The 19,448-nt window shown below is 52.3% G+C and carries 19 protein-coding genes; 14 read left to right on the top strand and 5 right to left on the bottom strand.

Annotated features, from left to right (window positions below; all coding sequences use genetic code 11):
- Nucleotides 1-8: 8 nt before the first annotated feature.
- The 14 genes from OGW16_RS05200 (at nt 9) to emrB (ending at nt 14,202) form a co-directional block, all read left to right on the top strand.
- Nucleotides 9-440, top strand: a complete 432-nt coding sequence (locus tag OGW16_RS05200) for a carboxymuconolactone decarboxylase family protein (RefSeq protein WP_043017309.1) — start codon at nt 9-11, stop codon at nt 438-440.
- Nucleotides 441-719: 279 nt separating this feature from the next.
- On the top strand, nt 720-965 hold the full coding sequence (gene nrdH, locus OGW16_RS05195) for a glutaredoxin-like protein NrdH (RefSeq protein ID WP_043017310.1): 246 nt from the start codon (nt 720-722) through the stop codon (nt 963-965).
- The gene (gene nrdI / locus OGW16_RS05190; RefSeq protein ID WP_047409260.1) at nt 962-1,372 is read left to right on the top strand and encodes a class Ib ribonucleoside-diphosphate reductase assembly flavoprotein NrdI; all 411 of its coding nucleotides are present in this window, start codon (nt 962-964) and stop codon (nt 1,370-1,372) included. The genes nrdH and nrdI overlap by 4 nt, the downstream gene beginning before the upstream one ends.
- Nucleotides 1,345-3,489 (top strand): class 1b ribonucleoside-diphosphate reductase subunit alpha, encoded by a 2,145-nt coding sequence (gene nrdE / locus OGW16_RS05185; protein WP_193145222.1) that lies wholly within the window; start codon nt 1,345-1,347, stop codon nt 3,487-3,489. Before nrdI ends, nrdE begins: the two co-directional genes overlap by 28 nt.
- A 10-nt stretch (nt 3,490-3,499) precedes the next feature.
- On the top strand, nt 3,500-4,459 hold the full coding sequence (nrdF, locus tag OGW16_RS05180) for a class 1b ribonucleoside-diphosphate reductase subunit beta (RefSeq protein WP_172862307.1): 960 nt from the start codon (nt 3,500-3,502) through the stop codon (nt 4,457-4,459).
- A 354-nt stretch (nt 4,460-4,813) separates the two neighbouring features.
- The gene (proV, locus tag OGW16_RS05175; protein ID WP_003037282.1) at nt 4,814-6,016 is read left to right on the top strand and encodes a glycine betaine/L-proline ABC transporter ATP-binding protein ProV; all 1,203 of its coding nucleotides are present in this window, start codon (nt 4,814-4,816) and stop codon (nt 6,014-6,016) included.
- On the top strand, nt 6,009-7,073 hold the full coding sequence (gene proW / locus OGW16_RS05170) for a glycine betaine/L-proline ABC transporter permease ProW (protein WP_043017314.1): 1,065 nt from the start codon (nt 6,009-6,011) through the stop codon (nt 7,071-7,073). The genes proV and proW overlap by 8 nt, the downstream gene beginning before the upstream one ends.
- A gap of 93 nt (nt 7,074-7,166) precedes the next feature.
- Complete coding sequence (gene proX / locus OGW16_RS05165; protein ID WP_043017315.1) at nt 7,167-8,162, top strand: glycine betaine/L-proline ABC transporter substrate-binding protein ProX; 996 nt, start codon at nt 7,167-7,169, stop codon at nt 8,160-8,162.
- Between the two features lie 192 nt (nt 8,163-8,354).
- A complete protein-coding gene (locus OGW16_RS05160) occupies nt 8,355-9,539 on the top strand; it encodes an MFS transporter (protein ID WP_043017316.1) in 1,185 nt (394 codons plus the stop codon).
- A gap of 122 nt (nt 9,540-9,661) precedes the next feature.
- Entirely contained in the window at nt 9,662-10,399 is a 738-nt protein-coding gene (locus OGW16_RS05155) for an AzlC family ABC transporter permease (RefSeq protein ID WP_047409251.1), read from the top strand.
- A complete protein-coding gene (ygaH, locus tag OGW16_RS05150) occupies nt 10,389-10,724 on the top strand; it encodes an L-valine transporter subunit YgaH (RefSeq protein WP_043017318.1) in 336 nt (111 codons plus the stop codon). The genes OGW16_RS05155 and ygaH overlap by 11 nt, the downstream gene beginning before the upstream one ends.
- Nucleotides 10,725-10,814: 90 nt before the next feature.
- Nucleotides 10,815-11,345 (top strand): multidrug efflux transporter EmrAB transcriptional repressor EmrR, encoded by a 531-nt coding sequence (gene emrR, locus OGW16_RS05145; protein ID WP_003037300.1) that lies wholly within the window; start codon nt 10,815-10,817, stop codon nt 11,343-11,345.
- A 130-nt stretch (nt 11,346-11,475) separates the two neighbouring features.
- The gene (gene emrA / locus OGW16_RS05140) at nt 11,476-12,648 is read left to right on the top strand and encodes a multidrug efflux MFS transporter periplasmic adaptor subunit EmrA (protein ID WP_043017319.1); all 1,173 of its coding nucleotides are present in this window, start codon (nt 11,476-11,478) and stop codon (nt 12,646-12,648) included.
- A gap of 15 nt (nt 12,649-12,663) precedes the next feature.
- Complete coding sequence (gene emrB, locus OGW16_RS05135) at nt 12,664-14,202, top strand: multidrug efflux MFS transporter permease subunit EmrB (RefSeq protein ID WP_181231137.1); 1,539 nt, start codon at nt 12,664-12,666, stop codon at nt 14,200-14,202.
- A gap of 48 nt (nt 14,203-14,250) precedes the next feature.
- Here emrB and OGW16_RS05130 read toward each other — a convergent pair whose 3' ends face one another.
- The 5 genes from OGW16_RS05130 to yqaB all read right to left on the bottom strand — a co-directional run bounded on the left by OGW16_RS05130 (nt 14,251) and on the right by yqaB (nt 19,255).
- On the bottom strand, nt 14,251-15,618 hold the full coding sequence (locus OGW16_RS05130) for a carbohydrate porin (RefSeq protein WP_047409242.1): 1,368 nt from the start codon (nt 15,616-15,618) through the stop codon (nt 14,251-14,253).
- 346 nt (nt 15,619-15,964) lie between these two features.
- Complete coding sequence (gene luxS, locus OGW16_RS05125; RefSeq protein ID WP_016154160.1) at nt 15,965-16,480, bottom strand: S-ribosylhomocysteine lyase; 516 nt, start codon at nt 16,478-16,480, stop codon at nt 15,965-15,967.
- Between the two features lie 149 nt (nt 16,481-16,629).
- The gene (gshA, locus tag OGW16_RS05120; protein WP_181231135.1) at nt 16,630-18,186 is read right to left on the bottom strand and encodes a glutamate--cysteine ligase; all 1,557 of its coding nucleotides are present in this window, start codon (nt 18,184-18,186) and stop codon (nt 16,630-16,632) included.
- 77 nt (nt 18,187-18,263) lie between these two features.
- A complete protein-coding gene (locus tag OGW16_RS05115) occupies nt 18,264-18,692 on the bottom strand; it encodes a YqaA family protein (protein WP_003825961.1) in 429 nt (142 codons plus the stop codon).
- Entirely contained in the window at nt 18,689-19,255 is a 567-nt protein-coding gene (gene yqaB / locus OGW16_RS05110; protein WP_043017322.1) for a fructose-1-phosphate/6-phosphogluconate phosphatase, read from the bottom strand. Before yqaB ends, OGW16_RS05115 begins: the two co-directional genes overlap by 4 nt.
- Nucleotides 19,256-19,448: the final 193 nt, after the last annotated feature.

Genomic DNA, 19,448 nt, shown 5'->3' with positions numbered 1-19,448 from the left:
GAAATACCATGACAATGTTACGCCAGCCCTATTATGAACTCAGTCCTGAAATCTATAACGCCCTGGTTCAGGCAAGCAAAGCGCTGGAAAACTGCGCGCTGGAACCTACGCTGACGGAACTGATTTACTTACGGGTCTCGCAAATCAATGGCTGCGCCTTTTGCCTGGAAATGCACAGTAAGGCGCTGCGTAAATCCGGTGTTGCGCAGGCCAAACTGGACGCACTGGCAGGCTGGCGGGTGAGTCACCACTTCAGCGAAAAGGAACGTGCGGCGCTGGCGTGGGCTGAATCCGTCACCCATATCGCCAGTACGCATGCCGAAGATGACGTTTATCTGCCGCTGCTCGCCCATTTTAGCGCGAAAGAAATTAGCGACCTGACGTTTGCCATTAGCCTGATGAACTGCTTTAACCGTCTGGCGGTAGGGATGCGTATGTGATTCTGCGCTATCGGATGACAGCATAAATGTCTTATCCGGCCTGGGAAGTCCTTTCCTGTAGGCCGGATTAGACGCGACGCGCCGCCATCCAGCAACCTGCGATGATACATATCACTTCCCCCGTCACGCTCCTCACCCGGCCCTCATTAATCTAAAATTCCCATATCTTGTATGGTTGAATCTTTTTAAAACTACATCTAGTATCTTCTGTATCAAGACGCACACAACCCGACGCCCTCTATCGCGTCGATCTTTTACTTATAAGCGGAAATACGAATCATGCGCATTGTTATTTACACTCGCAACAACTGTGTTCAGTGTCACGCCACCAGGCGGGCGATGGAAAGCCGCGGGTTTAACTTCGAGATGGTGAACGTCGATTTACAGCCCGATCTGGCTGATAGCCTGCGCGAGCAAGGCTTTCGCCAGTTACCGGTCGTGGTCGCAGGGGAAGCCAGTTGGTCAGGATTTCGCCCGGACATGATCAACCGTCTGCGCCCGGAACCCCAAGTGGCCAGCGCATGAGCCAGCTCGTCTACTTCTCCAGCAGCTCCGAAAATACGCACCGCTTTATCCAGCGTCTGGGGCTGACTGCCATCCGCATTCCGCTTAACGAACGCGAGCGGATCCGGGTAGACGAACCTTACATATTAATCGTGCCATCCTACGGCGGCGGCGGTACGGCTGGCGCGGTCCCAAGACAGGTGATCCGCTTTTTAAACGATACGCACAACCGGGCGTTAATCCGTGGAGTGATCGCCTCCGGTAATCGCAATTTCGGGGATGCTTATGGTCGCGCGGGTGATGTGATCTCACAAAAATGCGGCGTGCCGTGGCTCTATCGCTTTGAGCTGATGGGCACCCAAAGCGATATCGACAACGTTCGGAAAGGAGTGAGCGAATTTTGGCAACGACAACCGCAGAACGCGTAATGCAGCCAACGCTGGATTACCATGCCCTGAATGCCATGCTGAATCTGTACGATAAAGCCGGACGCATTCAGTTCGACAAAGACCATCAGGCGGTGGAGGCTTTCTTTGCCGCCCACGTCCGCCCCAACTCGGTGGCTTTTGCCAGCCAGCAGGAGCGCCTGGACACATTGGTAGATGAAGGCTATTACGATGCCAGCGTGTTAGCCCGCTACAATCGCGCGTTCGTGCTGAAGCTATTCACCCACGCCCACGCCAGCGGATTCCGTTTCCAGACGTTCCTCGGCGCATGGAAGTTCTACACCAGCTATACGCTGAAAACGTTCGACGGTAAGCGCTATCTCGAAGACTTTGAGGATCGGGTCACGATGGTGGCGCTCACGCTGGCGCAGGGCGATGAAGCGCTCGCGATGCAACTGGCTGATGAAATGCTCTCCGGGCGCTTTCAACCCGCCACGCCAACCTTTCTAAACTGCGGTAAACAGCAACGCGGCGAGCTGGTCTCCTGCTTCCTGTTACGCATCGAAGACAATATGGAGTCAATTGGTCGGGCGGTAAACTCGGCGCTACAGCTCTCTAAACGCGGCGGCGGCGTGGCATTTTTGCTCTCTAACCTGCGCGAGGCAGGTGCGCCCATTAAGCGCATTGAGAACCAGTCCTCCGGCGTGATCCCGGTAATGAAAATGCTGGAAGATGCGTTTTCTTATGCGAATCAACTCGGGGCGCGTCAGGGCGCGGGGGCAGTGTATCTGCACGCGCACCATCCGGATATTTTGCGTTTTCTTGATACCAAACGTGAAAATGCCGACGAAAAAATTCGCATCAAAACGCTCTCGCTTGGCGTGGTGATCCCGGACGTCACCTTCCAGTTGGCGAAAGAAAACGCCCGGATGGCGCTGTTTTCACCGTATGACGTGGAACGAATTTACGGCAAACCATTCGGTGATATCGCCGTGAGCGAGCGGTATGACGAATTGGTTGCTGACCAACGCGTACACAAAAAATACATTAACGCCCGCGATTTCTTCCAGCGGCTGGCAGAGATCCAGTTTGAGTCTGGCTACCCTTACATCATGTTTGAAGACACGGTGAATCGCGCCAACCCGATTGCCGGTCGGATCAATATGAGCAACCTGTGCTCGGAGATTTTGCAGGTTAACAGCGCCTCCACCTACGATGAAAACCTCAATTACGCACAGACCGGGCACGATATCTCCTGCAATCTCGGTTCGTTGAACATTGCCCATACCATGGATTCACCGGACTTTGGTCGTACAGTGGAAACGGCGGTTCGCGGCTTAACCGCCGTTTCGGACATGAGCCACATCCGCAGCGTGCCTTCGATCGAAGCCGGGAACAGCGCGTCGCACGCGATTGGTCTTGGGCAGATGAATCTGCACGGGTATCTGGCGCGGGAAGGGATCGCCTATGGTTCGCCGGAAGGGCTGGATTTTACCAATCTCTATTTCTATACCATCACCTGGCATGCGCTGAATACGTCAATGAAGATCGCCCGCGAGCGCGGTCAAACCTTTGCCGGATTCAGACAATCCCGCTACGCCAGCGGCGAGTATTTTAGTCAGTATCTGCAGGGCGACTGGCAGCCAAAAACCGACAAGGTACGCACACTGTTTGCTGCCAGCGGCCTTACGCTGCCAACGCGCGAAATGTGGTCGCAGCTGCGAGAAGATGTGATGCGCTACGGCATTTATAATCAGAATTTACAGGCGGTGCCGCCCACCGGTTCTATCTCCTACATCAATCATGCCACGTCAAGCATTCACCCGATCGTGTCGAAAGTGGAGATTCGCAAAGAGGGTAAAACCGGGCGCGTTTACTACCCTGCCCCGTTTATGACCAATGAGAATCTGGCCTTGTATCAGGATGCCTACGAGATTGGTCCACAAAAAATCATAGATACCTACGCGGAAGCAACGCGCCATGTCGATCAGGGGCTTTCACTGACGCTCTTTTTCCCCGATACCGCCACCACGCGCGATATCAACAAAGCGCAGATTTACGCCTGGCGTAAGGGCATCAAATCGCTGTACTACATCCGACTACGTCAACTGGCGCTGGAAGGAACCGAAATCGAAGGTTGCGTGTCATGCGCGCTGTAAGGAGGAGAAAATGACATTATCCCGCGTGAGCGCCATCAACTGGAACAAGATTGAGGATGATAAAGATCTCGAGGTATGGAACCGCCTGACCAGTAACTTCTGGCTACCGGAAAAGGTCCCGCTCTCCAATGACATCCCGGCCTGGCAAACGTTGAACGCCGCCGAACAGCAGTTGACCATCCGCGTTTTTACCGGGCTGACGCTGCTCGACACCATTCAGAATGTTGCCGGAGCACCCGCGTTAATGGCCGATTCGTTAACGCCGCATGAAGAGGCGGTGCTGTCGAATATCAGCTTTATGGAAGCGGTACACGCCCGTTCATACAGCTCTATTTTCTCCACCCTTTGCCAGACCAAAGATGTGGATACAGCTTACGCCTGGAGTGAAGAAAATACCCCACTCCAGCGCAAGGCGCAGATCGTTTTGGCACATTACGCCAGCGACGAACCGTTGAAGAAGAAAATTGCCAGCGTGTTTCTGGAATCCTTCCTGTTCTATTCCGGCTTCTGGTTACCGATGTATTTTTCCAGCCGCGGCAAATTGACCAATACAGCCGATCTTATTCGCCTGATTATTCGTGATGAGGCCGTTCATGGGTATTACATTGGTTATAAATATCAAAAAGGTCTGGAGCATATTTCCGAGTCCGCACGCGAGGAGTTAAAGAACTTTGCCTTCGATCTGCTGATGGAATTGTATGATAACGAAGCGCGCTATACGGAAGAATTGTATGCAGAAACAGGCTGGGTGGATGACGTCAAAGCCTTCCTTTGCTACAACGCCAATAAGGCATTGATGAATTTGGGGTATGAGGCGCTATTTCCATCTGAAATGGCCGAGGTTAACCCGGCAATCCTTGCCGCGCTGTCGCCCAACGCTGACGAAAACCACGATTTCTTCTCGGGTTCTGGCTCATCATATGTGATGGGAAAAGCGGTCGAAACCGAAGACGACGACTGGAATTTCTAGCAATCATTTCTGCGGGAAATACCGTACATTTTTCGCGGAAATATTTTAACAGGATCACACTTTTGTCGTGCAAATATAATTGTGTGATCTACACTCAATATCAGCCGCATTATTCGCCTGCATTCCAGCAATTCAGGCGATTTTTCATTGGCATTTACAAAAAATATTAACCCGCCCGCATTCGCGCTCAGCCCTTATATCACGGGAAGTCCCGCCGCCTGGCCTTCGGCAATATTCATGCCACAACCAAATTCAGGGTTGTCTCAGATTCTCAGTATGTTAGGGTAGAAAAAGGTCACTATTTCCATCAGGTAATATATCGATATAAACAAATAACAGGAATCATTCTATTGCATGGCAATTAAATTAGAAGTTAAAAATCTCTATAAGATATTTGGAGAGCATCCCCAGAGAGCCTTCAAATATATTGAAAAAGGACTTTCAAAAGAGCAGATTCTGGATAAAACAGGGCTATCGCTTGGCGTAAAGAACGCCAGTCTGGCCATTGAAGAAGGCGAGATATTTGTCATCATGGGATTATCCGGTTCGGGTAAATCCACAATGGTACGCCTTCTCAATCGCCTGATTGAACCCACCCGCGGACAGGTATTGATTGACGGCGTAGACATCGCCCGCATATCCGATGCCGAGCTTCGCGAGGTGCGCAGAAAAAAGATTGCGATGGTGTTCCAGTCCTTTGCCCTGATGCCGCACATGACGGTGCTGGACAATACGGCATTCGGCATGGAATTAGCCGGTGTCGGCGCGGATGAACGTCGTGAAAAAGCGTTAGATGCGCTACGTCAGGTTGGTCTGGAGAATTATGCTCACGGATACCCGGATGAACTTTCCGGGGGAATGCGCCAGCGTGTGGGCCTCGCCCGTGCATTAGCCATTAACCCTGACATCTTATTAATGGATGAGGCCTTCTCAGCCCTCGATCCATTAATTCGTACTGAGATGCAGGATGAACTGGTAAAACTACAGGCGAAACATCAACGCACCGTGGTCTTTATATCGCATGACCTCGACGAAGCTATGCGTATTGGCGACAGAATTGCCATTATGCAAAACGGTGAAGTGGTCCAGGTCGGCACGCCGGATGAAATCCTGAATAATCCAGCCAATGATTATGTACGCACCTTCTTCCGTGGCGTTGATATTAGCCAGGTCTTCAGTGCGAAAGATATTTCACGCCGTAGCCCCGAAGGTTTAATTCGTAAAACGCCCGGGGTGGGTCCACGTTCAGCGCTGCAATTATTGCAGGACAAAGATCGCGAATATGGTTACGTGATCGAACGCGGCAATAAATTCGTTGGCGTTGTTTCAATCGACTCCTTAAAAACAGCGTTAAGTCAGGCGCAAGGTATTGAAGCGGCATTGATCGATGAGCCGTTAGCCGTAGATGCGCAAACTCCTCTCAGCGAGTTGCTTTCTCATGTCGGCCAGGCCCCGTGCGCGGTGCCGGTTGTTGATGAGGAACAGCAGTATGTGGGCGTCATTTCAAAACGCATGCTGTTACAGGCTTTAGATCGTGAGGGGGTAAACAATGGCTGATCAAACTAATCCGTGGGATACCACACCTGCGGCCGACAGCGCCGCACAAACTGCCGATGCCTGGAGCACGCCATCTGGTGCGCCCACTGACGGCGGTAGCGCAGACTGGCTGACCAGCGCCCCTGCGCCGGCGCCAGAACATTTCAATATTATGGATCCGTTCCATAAAACACTGATCCCGCTGGATAGTTGGGTCACCGAAGGGATCGACTGGGTTGTTACCCATTTCCGTCCGGTCTTCCAGGGCATTCGTGTTCCGGTGGATTACATTCTCAACGGCTTCCAGCAGCTTCTGTTAGGTATGCCAGCGCCCGTGGCGATTATCCTGTTCGCCCTGATTGCCTGGCAGATATCCGGTGTCGGAATGGGCGTTGCTACGCTGATTTCCTTGATTGCCATCGGTGCCATCGGTGCGTGGTCGCAGGCCATGATAACCCTGGCGCTGGTACTGACCGCTCTGCTGTTCTGCGTAGTGATTGGCCTGCCGATGGGGATCTGGTTAGCACGCAGTCCGCGGGCAGCAAAAATTGTTCGCCCGCTGCTGGACGCCATGCAAACCACCCCAGCATTCGTCTATCTGGTGCCGATTGTCATGCTGTTCGGTATTGGTAACGTCCCGGGCGTGGTGGTGACGATTATCTTCGCCCTGCCGCCAATCGTACGTCTGACCATTCTGGGGATTAACCAGGTGCCAGCCGATCTGATTGAAGCCTCGCGTTCGTTTGGCGCCAGCCCGCGTCAGATGCTGTTTAAAGTGCAGCTCCCGCTGGCGATGCCCACTATTATGGCCGGGGTCAACCAGACGCTGATGCTGGCGCTTTCAATGGTCGTCATCGCGTCGATGATCGCCGTCGGCGGGCTGGGTCAGATGGTGCTGCGTGGAATCGGTCGTCTGGATATGGGGCTTGCCACCGTCGGTGGGGTTGGGATTGTAATCCTCGCCATCATTCTGGACCGCCTGACGCAGGCCGTTGGTCGCGACTCGCGTAGTCGTGGCAACCGTCGCTGGTACACCACTGGTCCCGTTGGGCTTATCACTCGCCCTTTCACGAAGTAATTCACCCGTTGCCCGGTGGCGCATTGCTTACCGGGCCTACAATTCATTAACTTGCACAAAATCATTCAGGATGAAGTGTAATAAGGAACAACGATGCGACAGAAAATAATTATTGCCACAGCGTTTGCTACCCTTGTCTCCACCAGCACTTTCGCTGCCGACCTGCCGGGCAAAGGCATCACCGTACAGCCAATTCAGAGCACAATCTCTGAAGAATCCTTCCAGACGCAGCTGGTTGCCCGCGCGCTGGAGAAGCTGGGTTACACCGTTAACAAAACAAGCGAAGTTGATTACAACGTCGGCTATACCTCCATTGCCTCTGGCGATGCAACTTTTACCGCCGTGAACTGGCAGCCGCTGCATGATGATATGTACGCCGCTGCGGGCGGAGACAAAAAGTTTTATCGCGAGGGGGTATTCGTTACGGGTGCCGCACAGGGTTATCTGATCGACAAAAAAACCGCTGAGCAGTACAAAATCACTAACATCGCTCAGTTAAAAGATCCGAAGATCGCCAAAATCTTTGACACCAACGGTGACGGAAAAGCCGATATGATGGGCTGTTCACCGGGCTGGGGTTGTGAAGCAGTAATCAACCACCAGAACAAAGCTTTCGATCTGGAAAAAACCGTCGAGGTCAGCCACGGTAACTATGCGGCGATGATGGCTGACACCATTACCCGTTTTAAAGAAGGCAAACCCATTCTTTACTACACCTGGACACCGTACTGGGTCAGCGACGTCATGAAGCCGGGTAAAGATGTGGTCTGGCTGCAGGTACCGTTCTCTTCCCTGCCAGGCGAGCAGAAAGATATTGATACCAAGCTGCCAAACGGCGCCAACTACGGCTTCCCGGTGAACACGATGCATATTGTCGCCAATAAAGCCTGGGCGGAGAAAAACCCGGCTGCAGCGAAACTGTTTGCCATCATGAAGCTGCCGCTGGCGGATATCAACGCGCAGAACGCGATGATGCATGACGGTAAAGCGTCTGAAGCCGACGTGCAGGGTCACGTTGACGGCTGGATCAAAGCCCACCAGCAGCAGTTTGACGGCTGGGTGAACGAAGCGCTGGCCGCGCAGAAATAACCGGCTCGCAGGCCTGATGAGCGTAGTTTCATCAGGCACTGTAACCATACCAATGCCGGATGGTGGCGCGATGCGCCTTATCCGGCATAGACGCCCTCCCCCCAATCGCACAATTCATCACCCAACAAATCAGCAACATTTAATCACTTCCGTTATGATTGTTTTCTGCAACCCATTACTCAGTTGAAAACAATGACGAAAACCACTCAGGGACTTAGCCCCTCGCTGATCCTGTTAATGTCTATCGCCACCGGCCTCGCCGTCGCCAGTAACTATTATGCTCAGCCGTTGCTCGACACCATCGCCCGTAACTTTTCACTATCTGCCAGTACCGCAGGGTTTATCGTCACCGCGGCCCAACTCGGCTATGCCGCTGGCCTGCTGTTTTTAGTCCCGCTTGGCGATATGTTCGAACGTCGGATGCTGATCGTCTCCATGACGCTGTTAGCGGCAGGCGGCATGCTGATTACCGCCAGCAGCCAGTCGCTGGGCATGCTGATCCTCGGCACCGCCCTGACCGGGTTGTTCTCGGTAGTCGCACAGATTTTAGTTCCGCTGGCGGCGACACTTGCCACGCCAGACAAGCGCGGTAAAGTCGTCGGCACGATTATGAGCGGCCTGCTGTTGGGCATTCTGCTGGCGCGCACCGTAGCGGGATTACTGGCCAATTTGGGCGGCTGGCGCACCGTGTTTTGGGTGGCATCGGTATTAATGGCGCTGATGGCGATTGCGCTGTGGCGCGGTCTGCCGAAGATGAAATCAGAAACGCATCTTAACTACCCGCAACTTCTGGGTTCGGTATTCAGCCTGTTTATCCACGATAAACTGCTGCGTACCCGCGCGATGCTGGGCTGTCTGACCTTTGCCAATTTCAGTATCCTCTGGACATCAATGGCGTTTTTGCTCGCCGCACCGCCGTTTAACTATTCAGAAGGCATGATTGGTCTGTTTGGCCTGGCGGGGGCCGCCGGGGCGTTAGGCGCGCGTCCGGCGGGCGGTTTTGCCGATAAAGGTAAATCTCACCTGACCACCACCCTTGGGCTGTTATTGCTGCTGCTCTCCTGGCTAGCTATTTGGTTTGGGCACGCTTCCGTCCCCATGCTGATTATCGGCATTCTGGTGCTGGATCTCACCGTTCAGGGCGTACATATCACCAACCAGACGGTTATCTATCGCATTCATCCGGACGCGCGTAATCGCCTGACCGCCGGATACATGACCAGCTATTTTATTGGCGGAGCAGCAGGGTCGCTGATTTCAGCCTCCGCCTGGCAGCATGCCGGGTGGGCTGGCGTTTGTCTGGCCGGTACGACCGTTGCCCTACTCAATCTGTTGGTCTGGTGGCGAGGTTTTCACCGTCAGGAAGCCGTAAATTAAGCGTATAGTGCATGTTTACCGCTGATTGGGCTCCACAGGGTGTTAAGGAGCCCATCAGTCTGCTAAGGTTATAACTCATTGAACCAAGTTATATTAATTTCGGTAATGAAACCTATAACCCTATGGAAAGCCCTATACCCCAGTCTGAACCCAGTTCTGCAACGCTAACTGAAGGATTCAAAGACAGCCTGCCAATAGTCATTAGCTATATTCCGGTCGCTTTTGCATTTGGTCTCAATGCCACTCGCCTTGGCTTTTCTCCCGTTGAAAGCGTCTTTTTCTCCTGCATTATCTATGCGGGAGCCAGCCAGTTTGTCATCACCACGATGCTCGCTGCAGGCAGTTCTCTGTGGGTTGCCGCTCTGACCGTCATGGCCATGGATGTACGCCATGTTTTGTACGGCCCTTCCCTGCGTAGCCGAATCGCCCAGCGACTGAGCAAACCCAAAAGTGCGCTGTGGGCCTTTGGCCTCACCGATGAAGTCTTTGCCGCCGCAACCGCAAAGCTGGTACGGGATAACCGGCGCTGGAGTGAGAACTGGATGATTGGCATTGCGCTATGCTCATGGGCCTCCTGGGTATTTGGCACGGTGATCGGCGCGTTTTCCGGCAGCGGTTTACTTAAGGATTACCCGGCCGTTGAGGCGGCGCTGGGCTTCATGCTCCCGGCGCTGTTCATGAGCTTCCTGCTGGCCTCTTTCCAGCGTCAGCAGGCGCTCTGCGTCACTGCGGCGCTAGCCGGGGCGCTGGCTGGCGTTATGCTGTTTTCTATTCCTGCCGCCATCCTTGCCGGCATTGTCTGCGGATGCCTGACGGCTCTCATCCAGTCATTTTGGCAGGGGGGTCCTGATGAGCTATGAGGTCCTGCTGCTTGGCCTGTTGGTCGGCTGCGTGAACTACTGCTTTCGCTATTTACCGCTGCGCCTTCGAGTGGGTAATGTTCGCCCGACCAGGCGCGGCGCAACGGGCATATTACTAGACACCATTGGCATAGCATCAATTTGCGCCCTGTTGGTGGTGTCTACCGCGCCAGAAGTGATGCACGACGCTCGTCGGTTCGTACCGACGCTGGTGGGGTTTGTCATACTGGGCGCAAGCTTCTATAAGACCCGCAGCATCATCATTCCAACCTTACTGAGTGCTCTGGGCTACGGATTAGCCTGGAAAATGCTGGTTGGCTTATAGATAAAAGAAATCAATTTAAATAAATAATACATTTACTTTATTTGTCACTGTCGTTACTATATCGGCTGAAATTAATGAGGTTATACCCAAATGGATAGTTCGTTTACGCCCATTGAACAAATGCTAAAATTTCGCGCCAGCCGCTACGAAGAGTTCCCTTATCAGGAAGTGCTTCTGACTCGTCTCTGCATGCACATGCAGGGCAAGCTGCTGGAAAACCGCAATAAAATGCTGAAAGCTCAAGGGATTAACGAGACGTTGTTTATGGCGTTGATTACGCTGGAGTCTCAGGAAAACCACAGTATTCAGCCCTCTGAACTGAGTTGCGCGCTCGGCTCGTCACGCACTAACGCTACCCGCATCGCGGATGAGTTAGAAAAACGTGGCTGGATCGAACGTCGCGAAAGCGATAACGATCGCCGCTGTCTGCATCTGCAATTGACCGAGAAAGGCCATGCATTTTTGCAAGAGGTATTACCGCCTCAGCACAACTGCCTGCATCAGCTCTGGTCGTCTCTCAGCACCACCGAAAAAGATCAGCTCGAGCAAATTACCCGTAAACTTCTGACCCGTCTTGATCAGATGGAGCAGGATGGTGCGGTGTTAGAAGCGCTGCGCTAAGGCGCCGACTCGCTCAGAAATCCAGATTTATAAATGAAAAAACCGACAGGCCAGCACGCACACTGCTGGCCTGTCTGATAAACAGGTCGGCTCAGCCGATGTGAAAAAAAAGAAGATCGTGGAGAACAACATGAGCGCAAATGCGGAGACTCAAACCCCGCAGCAACCGGTCAAGAAGAATGGCAAACGTAAAAGTACGCTGCTCCTTCTGACCTTGCTCTTTATTATCATTGCCGTGGCATATGGGATTTATTGGTTTTTAGTACTGCGTCATGTCGAAGAGACAGACGATGCGTACGTGGCAGGGAACCAGGTTCAAATCATGGCGCAGGTATCAGGCAGCGTGACGAAAGTCTGGGCTGATAACACTGACTTTGTAAAACAAGGCGATGTACTGGTCACCCTTGATCAGACGGACGCAAAACAGGCATTTGAAAAAGCCAAAACTGCGCTGGCTTCCAGCGTGCGTCAGACGCACCAGTTGATGATCAACAGCAAGCAGTTACAGGCCAGCATTGAAGTGCAGAGAACCGCACTGGCGCAGGCGCAAAGCGACTTTAATCGCCGTGTTCCACTGGGCAACGCCAACCTGATTGGCCGCGAAGAACTGCAACATGCGCGTGATGCTGTCGCCAGCGCGCAGGCCCAGCTTGATGTCGCAATTCAACAATATAATGCTAACCAGGCGATGATTCTGGGTAGCAAGCTGGAAGACCAGCCCGCCGTGCAACAGGCTGCCACTGAAGTGCGCAATGCCTGGCTGGCACTGGAACGTACTAAAATTGTCAGCCCAATGACCGGCTATGTTTCCCGTCGTGCCGTGCAGCCTGGCGCGCAAATTAGCCCAACCACGCCGCTGATGGCAGTTGTTCCGGCCACTAATCTGTGGGTGGATGCTAACTTTAAAGAAACACAGCTCGCGCACATGCGTATCGGCCAACCGGCGACCGTTATCAGTGATATTTACGGCGATGACGTGAAATACACCGGTAAAGTAGTCGGCCTGGATATGGGTACGGGCAGCGCCTTCTCCCTGTTACCAGCGCAAAACGCGACCGGTAACTGGATCAAAGTCGTCCAGCGTCTGCCGGTACGTATCGAACTGGATGCGCAGCAACTGGCGCAGCATCCGCTGCGTATTGGTTTGTCTACGCTGGTAACCGTTGATACCGCTAATCGTGACGGGCAGATTCTGGCAAGCCAGGTTCGCACCACGCCGGTAGCAGAAAGTAATGCACGTGAAATCGACCTTGCTCCGGTCAATAAGATGATCGAAGAGATCGTGCGGGCCAACGCGGGCTAATTAAAGGTGCGTGTGATGCAACAGCAAAAACCGCTGGAAGGCGCGCAGCTCGTCATTATGACGATCGCGCTGTCCCTGGCGACATTCATGCAGGTGCTGGACTCCACCATTGCTAACGTGGCGATCCCCACTATCGCCGGGAACCTGGGCTCTTCGCTGAGCCAGGGAACCTGGGTGATCACCTCTTTCGGGGTGGCGAACGCTATCTCTATTCCGATCACCGGCTGGCTGGCAAAGCGCTTTGGCGAAGTCAGGCTCTTCATGTGGTCCACAATTGCCTTCGTCATTGCGTCCTGGGCATGTGGGATGTCCACCAGCCTGAACATGCTCATTTTCTTCCGCGTGATACAAGGGATTGTCGCCGGTCCATTAATTCCTCTGTCACAGAGCCTGTTGCTGAATAACTATCCTCCCGCCAAGCGTTCCATCGCCCTCGCGCTATGGTCGATGACGGTAATTGTTGCTCCGATATGTGGCCCTATTCTTGGGGGCTATATCAGCGACAACTATCACTGGGGCTGGATATTTTTCATCAACGTGCCAATCGGTGCTGCGGTGGTATTGATGACCCTGCAAACCCTGCGCGGACGGGAAACCAAAACCGAGCAGCGGCGCATCGACGCCATTGGTCTGGCTCTGCTGGTCATCGGTATCGGCAGTTTGCAGATTATGCTCGACCGCGGCAAAGAGCTGGACTGGTTCGCCTCGCAGGAGATTATCATCCTGACGGTGGTCGCGGTTGTCGCTATCTGCTTCCTGATCGTCTGGGAGCTTACCGACGAGCACCCCATCGTCGATCTCTCGCTGTTTAAGTCGCGCAATTTTACCATCGGCTGCCTGTGTATCAGCCTGGCCTATATGCTCTACTTCGGCGCAATCGTCCTGCTGCCGCAGCTATTGCAGGAGGTTTACGGCTATACGGCAACCTGGGCCGGTCTGGCGTCCGCGCCGGTAGGGATCATTCCGGTGATCCTGTCGCCAATTATCGGCCGCTTTGCGCACAAGCTGGATATGCGTAGGTTGGTGACGTTCAGTTTTATTATGTATGCCGTCTGTTTCTACTGGCGTGCGTGGACGTTCGAACCGGGTATGGACTTTGGCGCATCGGCCTGGCCGCAGTTTATTCAGGGGTTCGCGGTAGCCTGCTTCTTTATGCCGCTGACGACCATCACGCTGTCCGGCTTACCGCCTGAGCGTCTGGCCGCAGCATCAAGTTTGTCGAACTTTACGCGAACGCTGGCAGGTTCTATCGGCACGTCGATTACGACAACGATGTGGACGAACCGCGAGTCGCTGCACCATGCGCAGTTAACGGAATCCGTAAACCCCTACAACCCAAATGCGCAGGCCATGTACGATAAGCTGCAGGATTTAGGGATGACGCAGCAGCAGGCGTCAGGCTGGATAGCTCAGCAGATCACCAATCAGGGTCTGATTATTTCCGCCAACGAAATCTTCTGGATGTCGGCGGGGATCTTCCTGGTTTTGCTTGGCCTGGTGTGGTTTGCCAAACCGCCCTTCGGCGCAGGCGGTGGTGGCGGCGGCGCACACTAAGCTTCTGATAAAAGGGATCTGCGGATCCCTTTTTTATTAGACTCGCGATCAGAAGTAATATTTAAATCTCAGGCGCCCGCCGTAGCGTGCATCTTCGCTGTTATCGCCATTATTCGGATCGGCCTCAACCCATGAGGCATAGGCACCGAGGTAGATGTTAAAGTTTTTCATATCCAGTACGTTGGGGAACAGATATGAGGCATGAATGGTGTGAATATCATAACTGCCAGGATCGGTTATCCAACAATCTTCCTCGCAAACGGCTTCAAGATTAGTGGCGTTGAAGGCGTCAATGTTGTTATGCGCATAGATATAACCCAGCTCAAACCGGTGCCACAACGCATTCACCCCGGCGGTAAAATCGGTCTCGTCGGTCGCATCCATATAGGCGGTGTTCAGGTTTATCACCGCACCATCTTCTGGATCGGTTTTCTGACCATCCCAGGTCATAGTAAAACCATAGCCTGTACGATCGGACTGATCGATCCACTTCCCATTCTCATAATAGCCATAGGCGTTGTTGACGACGTTACTTTCCATCGCCACCGCCGTCGAGAAGCGTCCGCTTTGCCAGGCTATCACCGGACGCACATAGGCCACGTTTTTATCGTTGGTTAAGTCCATTCCGTGGTACTGCTTCTCGGTATAGAGCGTACTGCCATTTTCCATCAATGTGTTCACTTCGAAATACCAGTTATCGATGGTTTTGCTGATCAGGAAGTTACCACCGCTGTCGCTACGCCCCCGGCCCTCTTTCATCATATATATATAACCGTAGCCATCGCTGTACAGGTCATTCGCCGTATTACCTGAATATTCAATAAAGGTATCCTGATTCAGCGGGAACATATCGTAAGCTTCAAAGCGTCCAACCTTAATTTGCCAGTCTTTTTCTTGTCCAAAGAAGAATACTGCATCATCGAGGTTCATTTTTCCTGTCAGGTCTGCCAGGGGCTGGACCGAGAACCCGGCAAAATTACCGTTATTCAGTCGTTGGTAACCATCAAAACCCAGCAAAATACGACCGTTGATATCCCAACGCTCATTTGTTCCTGGCGCCCAATCTTTATTCGCAGAGGTTCTCGTTGATGTCAGGCTGCCGGAACGGCTTGCTGCGTCCATATTAAATTCAACATCACCATAGAATTTAATATCGCTAAAACCGGATAATGTTAGTTTAGGTGGGTTTTCCGTAGCGGCGACGGGCTCAGCTGACTGCACCTGTACGGTCGGTGCTGTGGCTACCTGCTGTTGCTTCAGCGAACGGATTTGCGACTCGGCATCAGCAGCCCGCTGCTCGGCATTAATCACACGCTGCTCCAGTTCGGCAAGACGCTGCTCAATAGCGGTATTCGCTGCCCAAAGGTTATGCGAAAAGCAAGCGCCGACCACTAGCGCTAAATATTTCACCTTCATTTTTTATCCCTAAAGTTAAATGTATACCAGATAAGATTTGATAAAAACCTCATCCACCGGCTATTAAAAGAGTCTTGTTATTACCCGGATATCTGGTGCATTCCATTATGTTTTTCTATTAATTATTTATGTTTTTTAATTTATGTGATCAATGCGGTCTGGCATCGTTAATCATCCGCCACTTTCTGTATACCAGATCACATTTTATTATTTCTCTGGCTATGCTTTAGTTAATACGTGATGTATTTCCTCCACAAATATAATAAATACAAATTATGTTAAGCAATAAAAAACCCCGGCTACAAACCGGGGTTAATTTAAATACTGAAACAGCTAATTAGTAAGACTAAATATGCAGTTCCTGCAGTTTCTCTTTCGGCAGCGCCAGCTCTTCATTGCTGTTAACGCGCACATCATGCTCCAGAATATGACGAGCGATATCCTGCGCTTCGCTAAGCGAGTGCATCTGATACGTACCACACTGGTAAACGTTCAGTTCTGGGATCTGATTTTGATCCTGCACTTTCAGCACGTCCGCCATCGCTGCTTTCCACGCGTCGGCAACTCGCTGCTCGTCCGGCGTACCAATCAGGCTCATGTAAAAGCCGGTGCGGCATCCCATCGGAGAGATATCGATAATCTCAACGCCGTTACCGTTGAGGTGATTACGCATAAAACCTGCAAACAGGTGTTCCAGCGTATGGATACCTTTCTCAGGCATCACTTCTTTGTTCGGAATGCAGAAACGCAGATCAAACACGGTGATTGCGTCGCCATGCGGGGTGTTCATCGTTTTTGCAACCCGGACCGCGGGAGCTTCCATCCGGGTGTGATCGACAGTAAAACTATCTAACAACGGCATTTAGCCACCTCCGATAAATTTTTTAAAAATAATCTGAACTCTTTGTTCCGGGGCGAGTCTGAGTATATGAAAGACGCGCATTTGTTATCATCATCCCTGTTTTCAGAGATGAAATTTTGGCCACTCCCGAGTGGCCTTTTTCTTTTGTATCAAGCGTGCTTTTCCAGCCACACGCTAAACGGCTCAGTATCCGCCGCTTCGATCTCCTGCTGACGACGCTTTGAAGCCTCGGTTTCAGCAATAAATTCAGCTTCCTGCAATATTTCTAACGGCTCTTCACGCAGTAGATTTCGGTAAGCCTCACCCAGCGCTTTGCCCGTGCCACCGATGCCTTCATCAATCATAGACCGAAGGATCCTTGCAGAGAAAGTCAGTTCAGGATTGTCAAAACAGGCAACCAGTTCATCACAGACCTTCTGATACTCCTCTCCCCCATTGATGCTGTCCAGCGTTTGTGCCACGCGTTTCAGATCGCGGAACAGATCTTTACCTACCTTCGGCAGCGGGAACTGGGCTGTTTCACAGCCAATACCTAGCGTCAGCCCAGGCTTACGCCCTTCGAGGATCACACGGTTCCAGTTTTTACGCGTACACAGTAATTCATCGCTGCTCATTTCCGGGGCATCGGCCAGCGCACACCAGACCATAAACAGATCGAGGAAGCGCACCTGCTGCTCGTCTACGCCAATCGGTGAGAACGGGTTGATATCCAGCGAGCGAACCTCGATGTACTCAATACCGCCGCGAAGAAGCGCGTCAGAAGGTGTTTCACCACGACGAGTGACACGTTTCGGGCGAATAGGCGCATACAGCTCATTTTCAATCTGCAGAACGTTGCTGTTGATTTGCAGACGCTTACCATCCTTCTCCAGACCGATCGCCGCGTACTCCTCGGAAGGAGTTTTAATCGCGCGCTTTAATCCTGCCACATACTCATGCAAATCGTTAAACGTAATTCCGAGATTGCTTTGCGACTTATTGGTATAGCCTAAATCACTCAGACGCAGCGACGTCGCGTATGGCAGGTAATACATCCCGCAGTCGGTTTTTTCAAACGGCAGGGTTGTCGGTTTTCCTTGCAGGAAGGAGGAACAAATGGCCGGAGAGGCACCAAACAGATACGGGATAACCCAACCAAAACGGTAGTAGTTGCGGATCAGGCGGAAGTAACCTGCGGAGATCTTCTCTTTCGCATCTTCACCGTCCGTTACGCCGCATTTCGCCTGCCAGAAAGCCATCGGCAGCGAGAAATTGTAGTGTACGCCAGAGATAGTTTGCATCAACGCGCCGTAACGGTTTTTGAGGCCTTCACGGTACAGCGTTTTCAGACGACCAGTATTCGACGTACCGTACTGCGCCAGTTCGATATCCTGGCCTTCGGCAATATAGCAAGGCATGCTCAATGGCCACATACGCTCGTCGCCCAGATTTCTGGCGGTATAACGATGCAGATCGCGCATGAACGTGAGCATTTTCTCAATATCATCGCCAGGAGGCGTAATAAACTCCAGCAGCGCTTCGGCAAAGTCAGTGGTTATCCATTTATGCGTTAGCGCTGAGCCTAACACCTCAGGATGACCTGTCGTTGCTAATGACCCGTCTGCATTAACGCGCAGCGTTTCGCGCTCCAGCCCACGTTGAATCCCCTTTAACGCCTGAGGATGGTTTTCCAGCCAGGCCAGCGCCTGTGATACGTCCGGGATCAAATTGACCTCCCGCCTGTCAAAATCGTTTTAATTAGCATAATGGTATTGGTTACCCTGTAGGCTATCTCACAACACAATTAGTGCCACCACATAATGCCTTGCGTCGTAACCGCTGCGACAACAACATAGCGCAGCGCCTTGCCAAGACATAAGAAAAAGAGTACCGGGCCCCACGAGATGCGCATCCATCCAGCTAACAGGCACAGTAAATCACCCACAACCGGCATCCAGCTTAATAATAGTGTGACAGCGCCATAGCGCCGCAGCCAGCCAGTGGCTTTTTCTTGCCAGCGCGATGTTTTACGCAATGGAAAGAAACGCCCAAGGATAACGTTAGTTAACCCTCCAAGGCTATTACCCATTGTTGCTGTTAAGACTAAGACCCAGGGATGACTTACCCCAGAAACCAGCAAAGCAACTAAAACAACCTCAGAATTACCGGGTAATAGCGTAGCGCTGAGAAAACTGCTGGCAAACAGTGACAGGAGCGATAGTCCATCACTCACAATAACCGGACATCCACAGCATCCATTCCCGCGGCACGCGCCGCCTGCAGTCCAAAATCAGCATCTTCAAACACCACACAGCGCGCCGGAACAACGCCCATACGTTCAGCACAGAGCAAAAACGTATCAGGAGCAGGTTTATGGCGTTGAACGTGATCGGCTGCGACTACAGCATCAAAATAGCGACGCAGCCCAAGATGAGCGAGCAGAGCTTCTGCAATCGCGCTTTCACTCCCCGTACCTACCGACATAGGACGGCGACCATGCCAGGCTTTCACGACGTCAACCAATGGCAAAGGTTGGACGCTATCCAGCAGCATGCTTCTCACCTTATCGGTTTTTTCACGTGCCAGGGCATGTGGGTCAAGATCGGCATGATTCAACTCAATTACCGACTGGGCAATACGCCACGTTGGGGAGCCATTGAGGGCGACCATGGCTTGTTCATCAAAACGTAGTCCATAATGCCCCAATACCTCATGCCACGCCTTACGGTGCGTAGGCTCGGTATCCAGGATGGTGCCATCCATATCAAAAATCAAACCCGCATAACGTTCGTACATCGTCTTCTCACAAGCCGATTGACCAGACGTTATTTTATCGTAATTGATTGATTTTGTCGCTGACAGCGAATTAAGGGGTGTTCCGGGAGTATGAGGAAATGATTCGAAAGGGGGAAGATGGTGCATCCGGGAGGATTCGAACCTCCGACCGCTCGGTTCGTAGCCGAGTACTCTATCCAGCTGAGCTACGGAT

The organism is Citrobacter sp. Ce104 (genome assembly GCF_030334595.1).
Classification (GTDB): domain Bacteria; phylum Pseudomonadota; class Gammaproteobacteria; order Enterobacterales; family Enterobacteriaceae; genus Citrobacter; species Citrobacter europaeus.
This window is presented reverse-complemented; position numbering and strand designations above follow the sequence as displayed.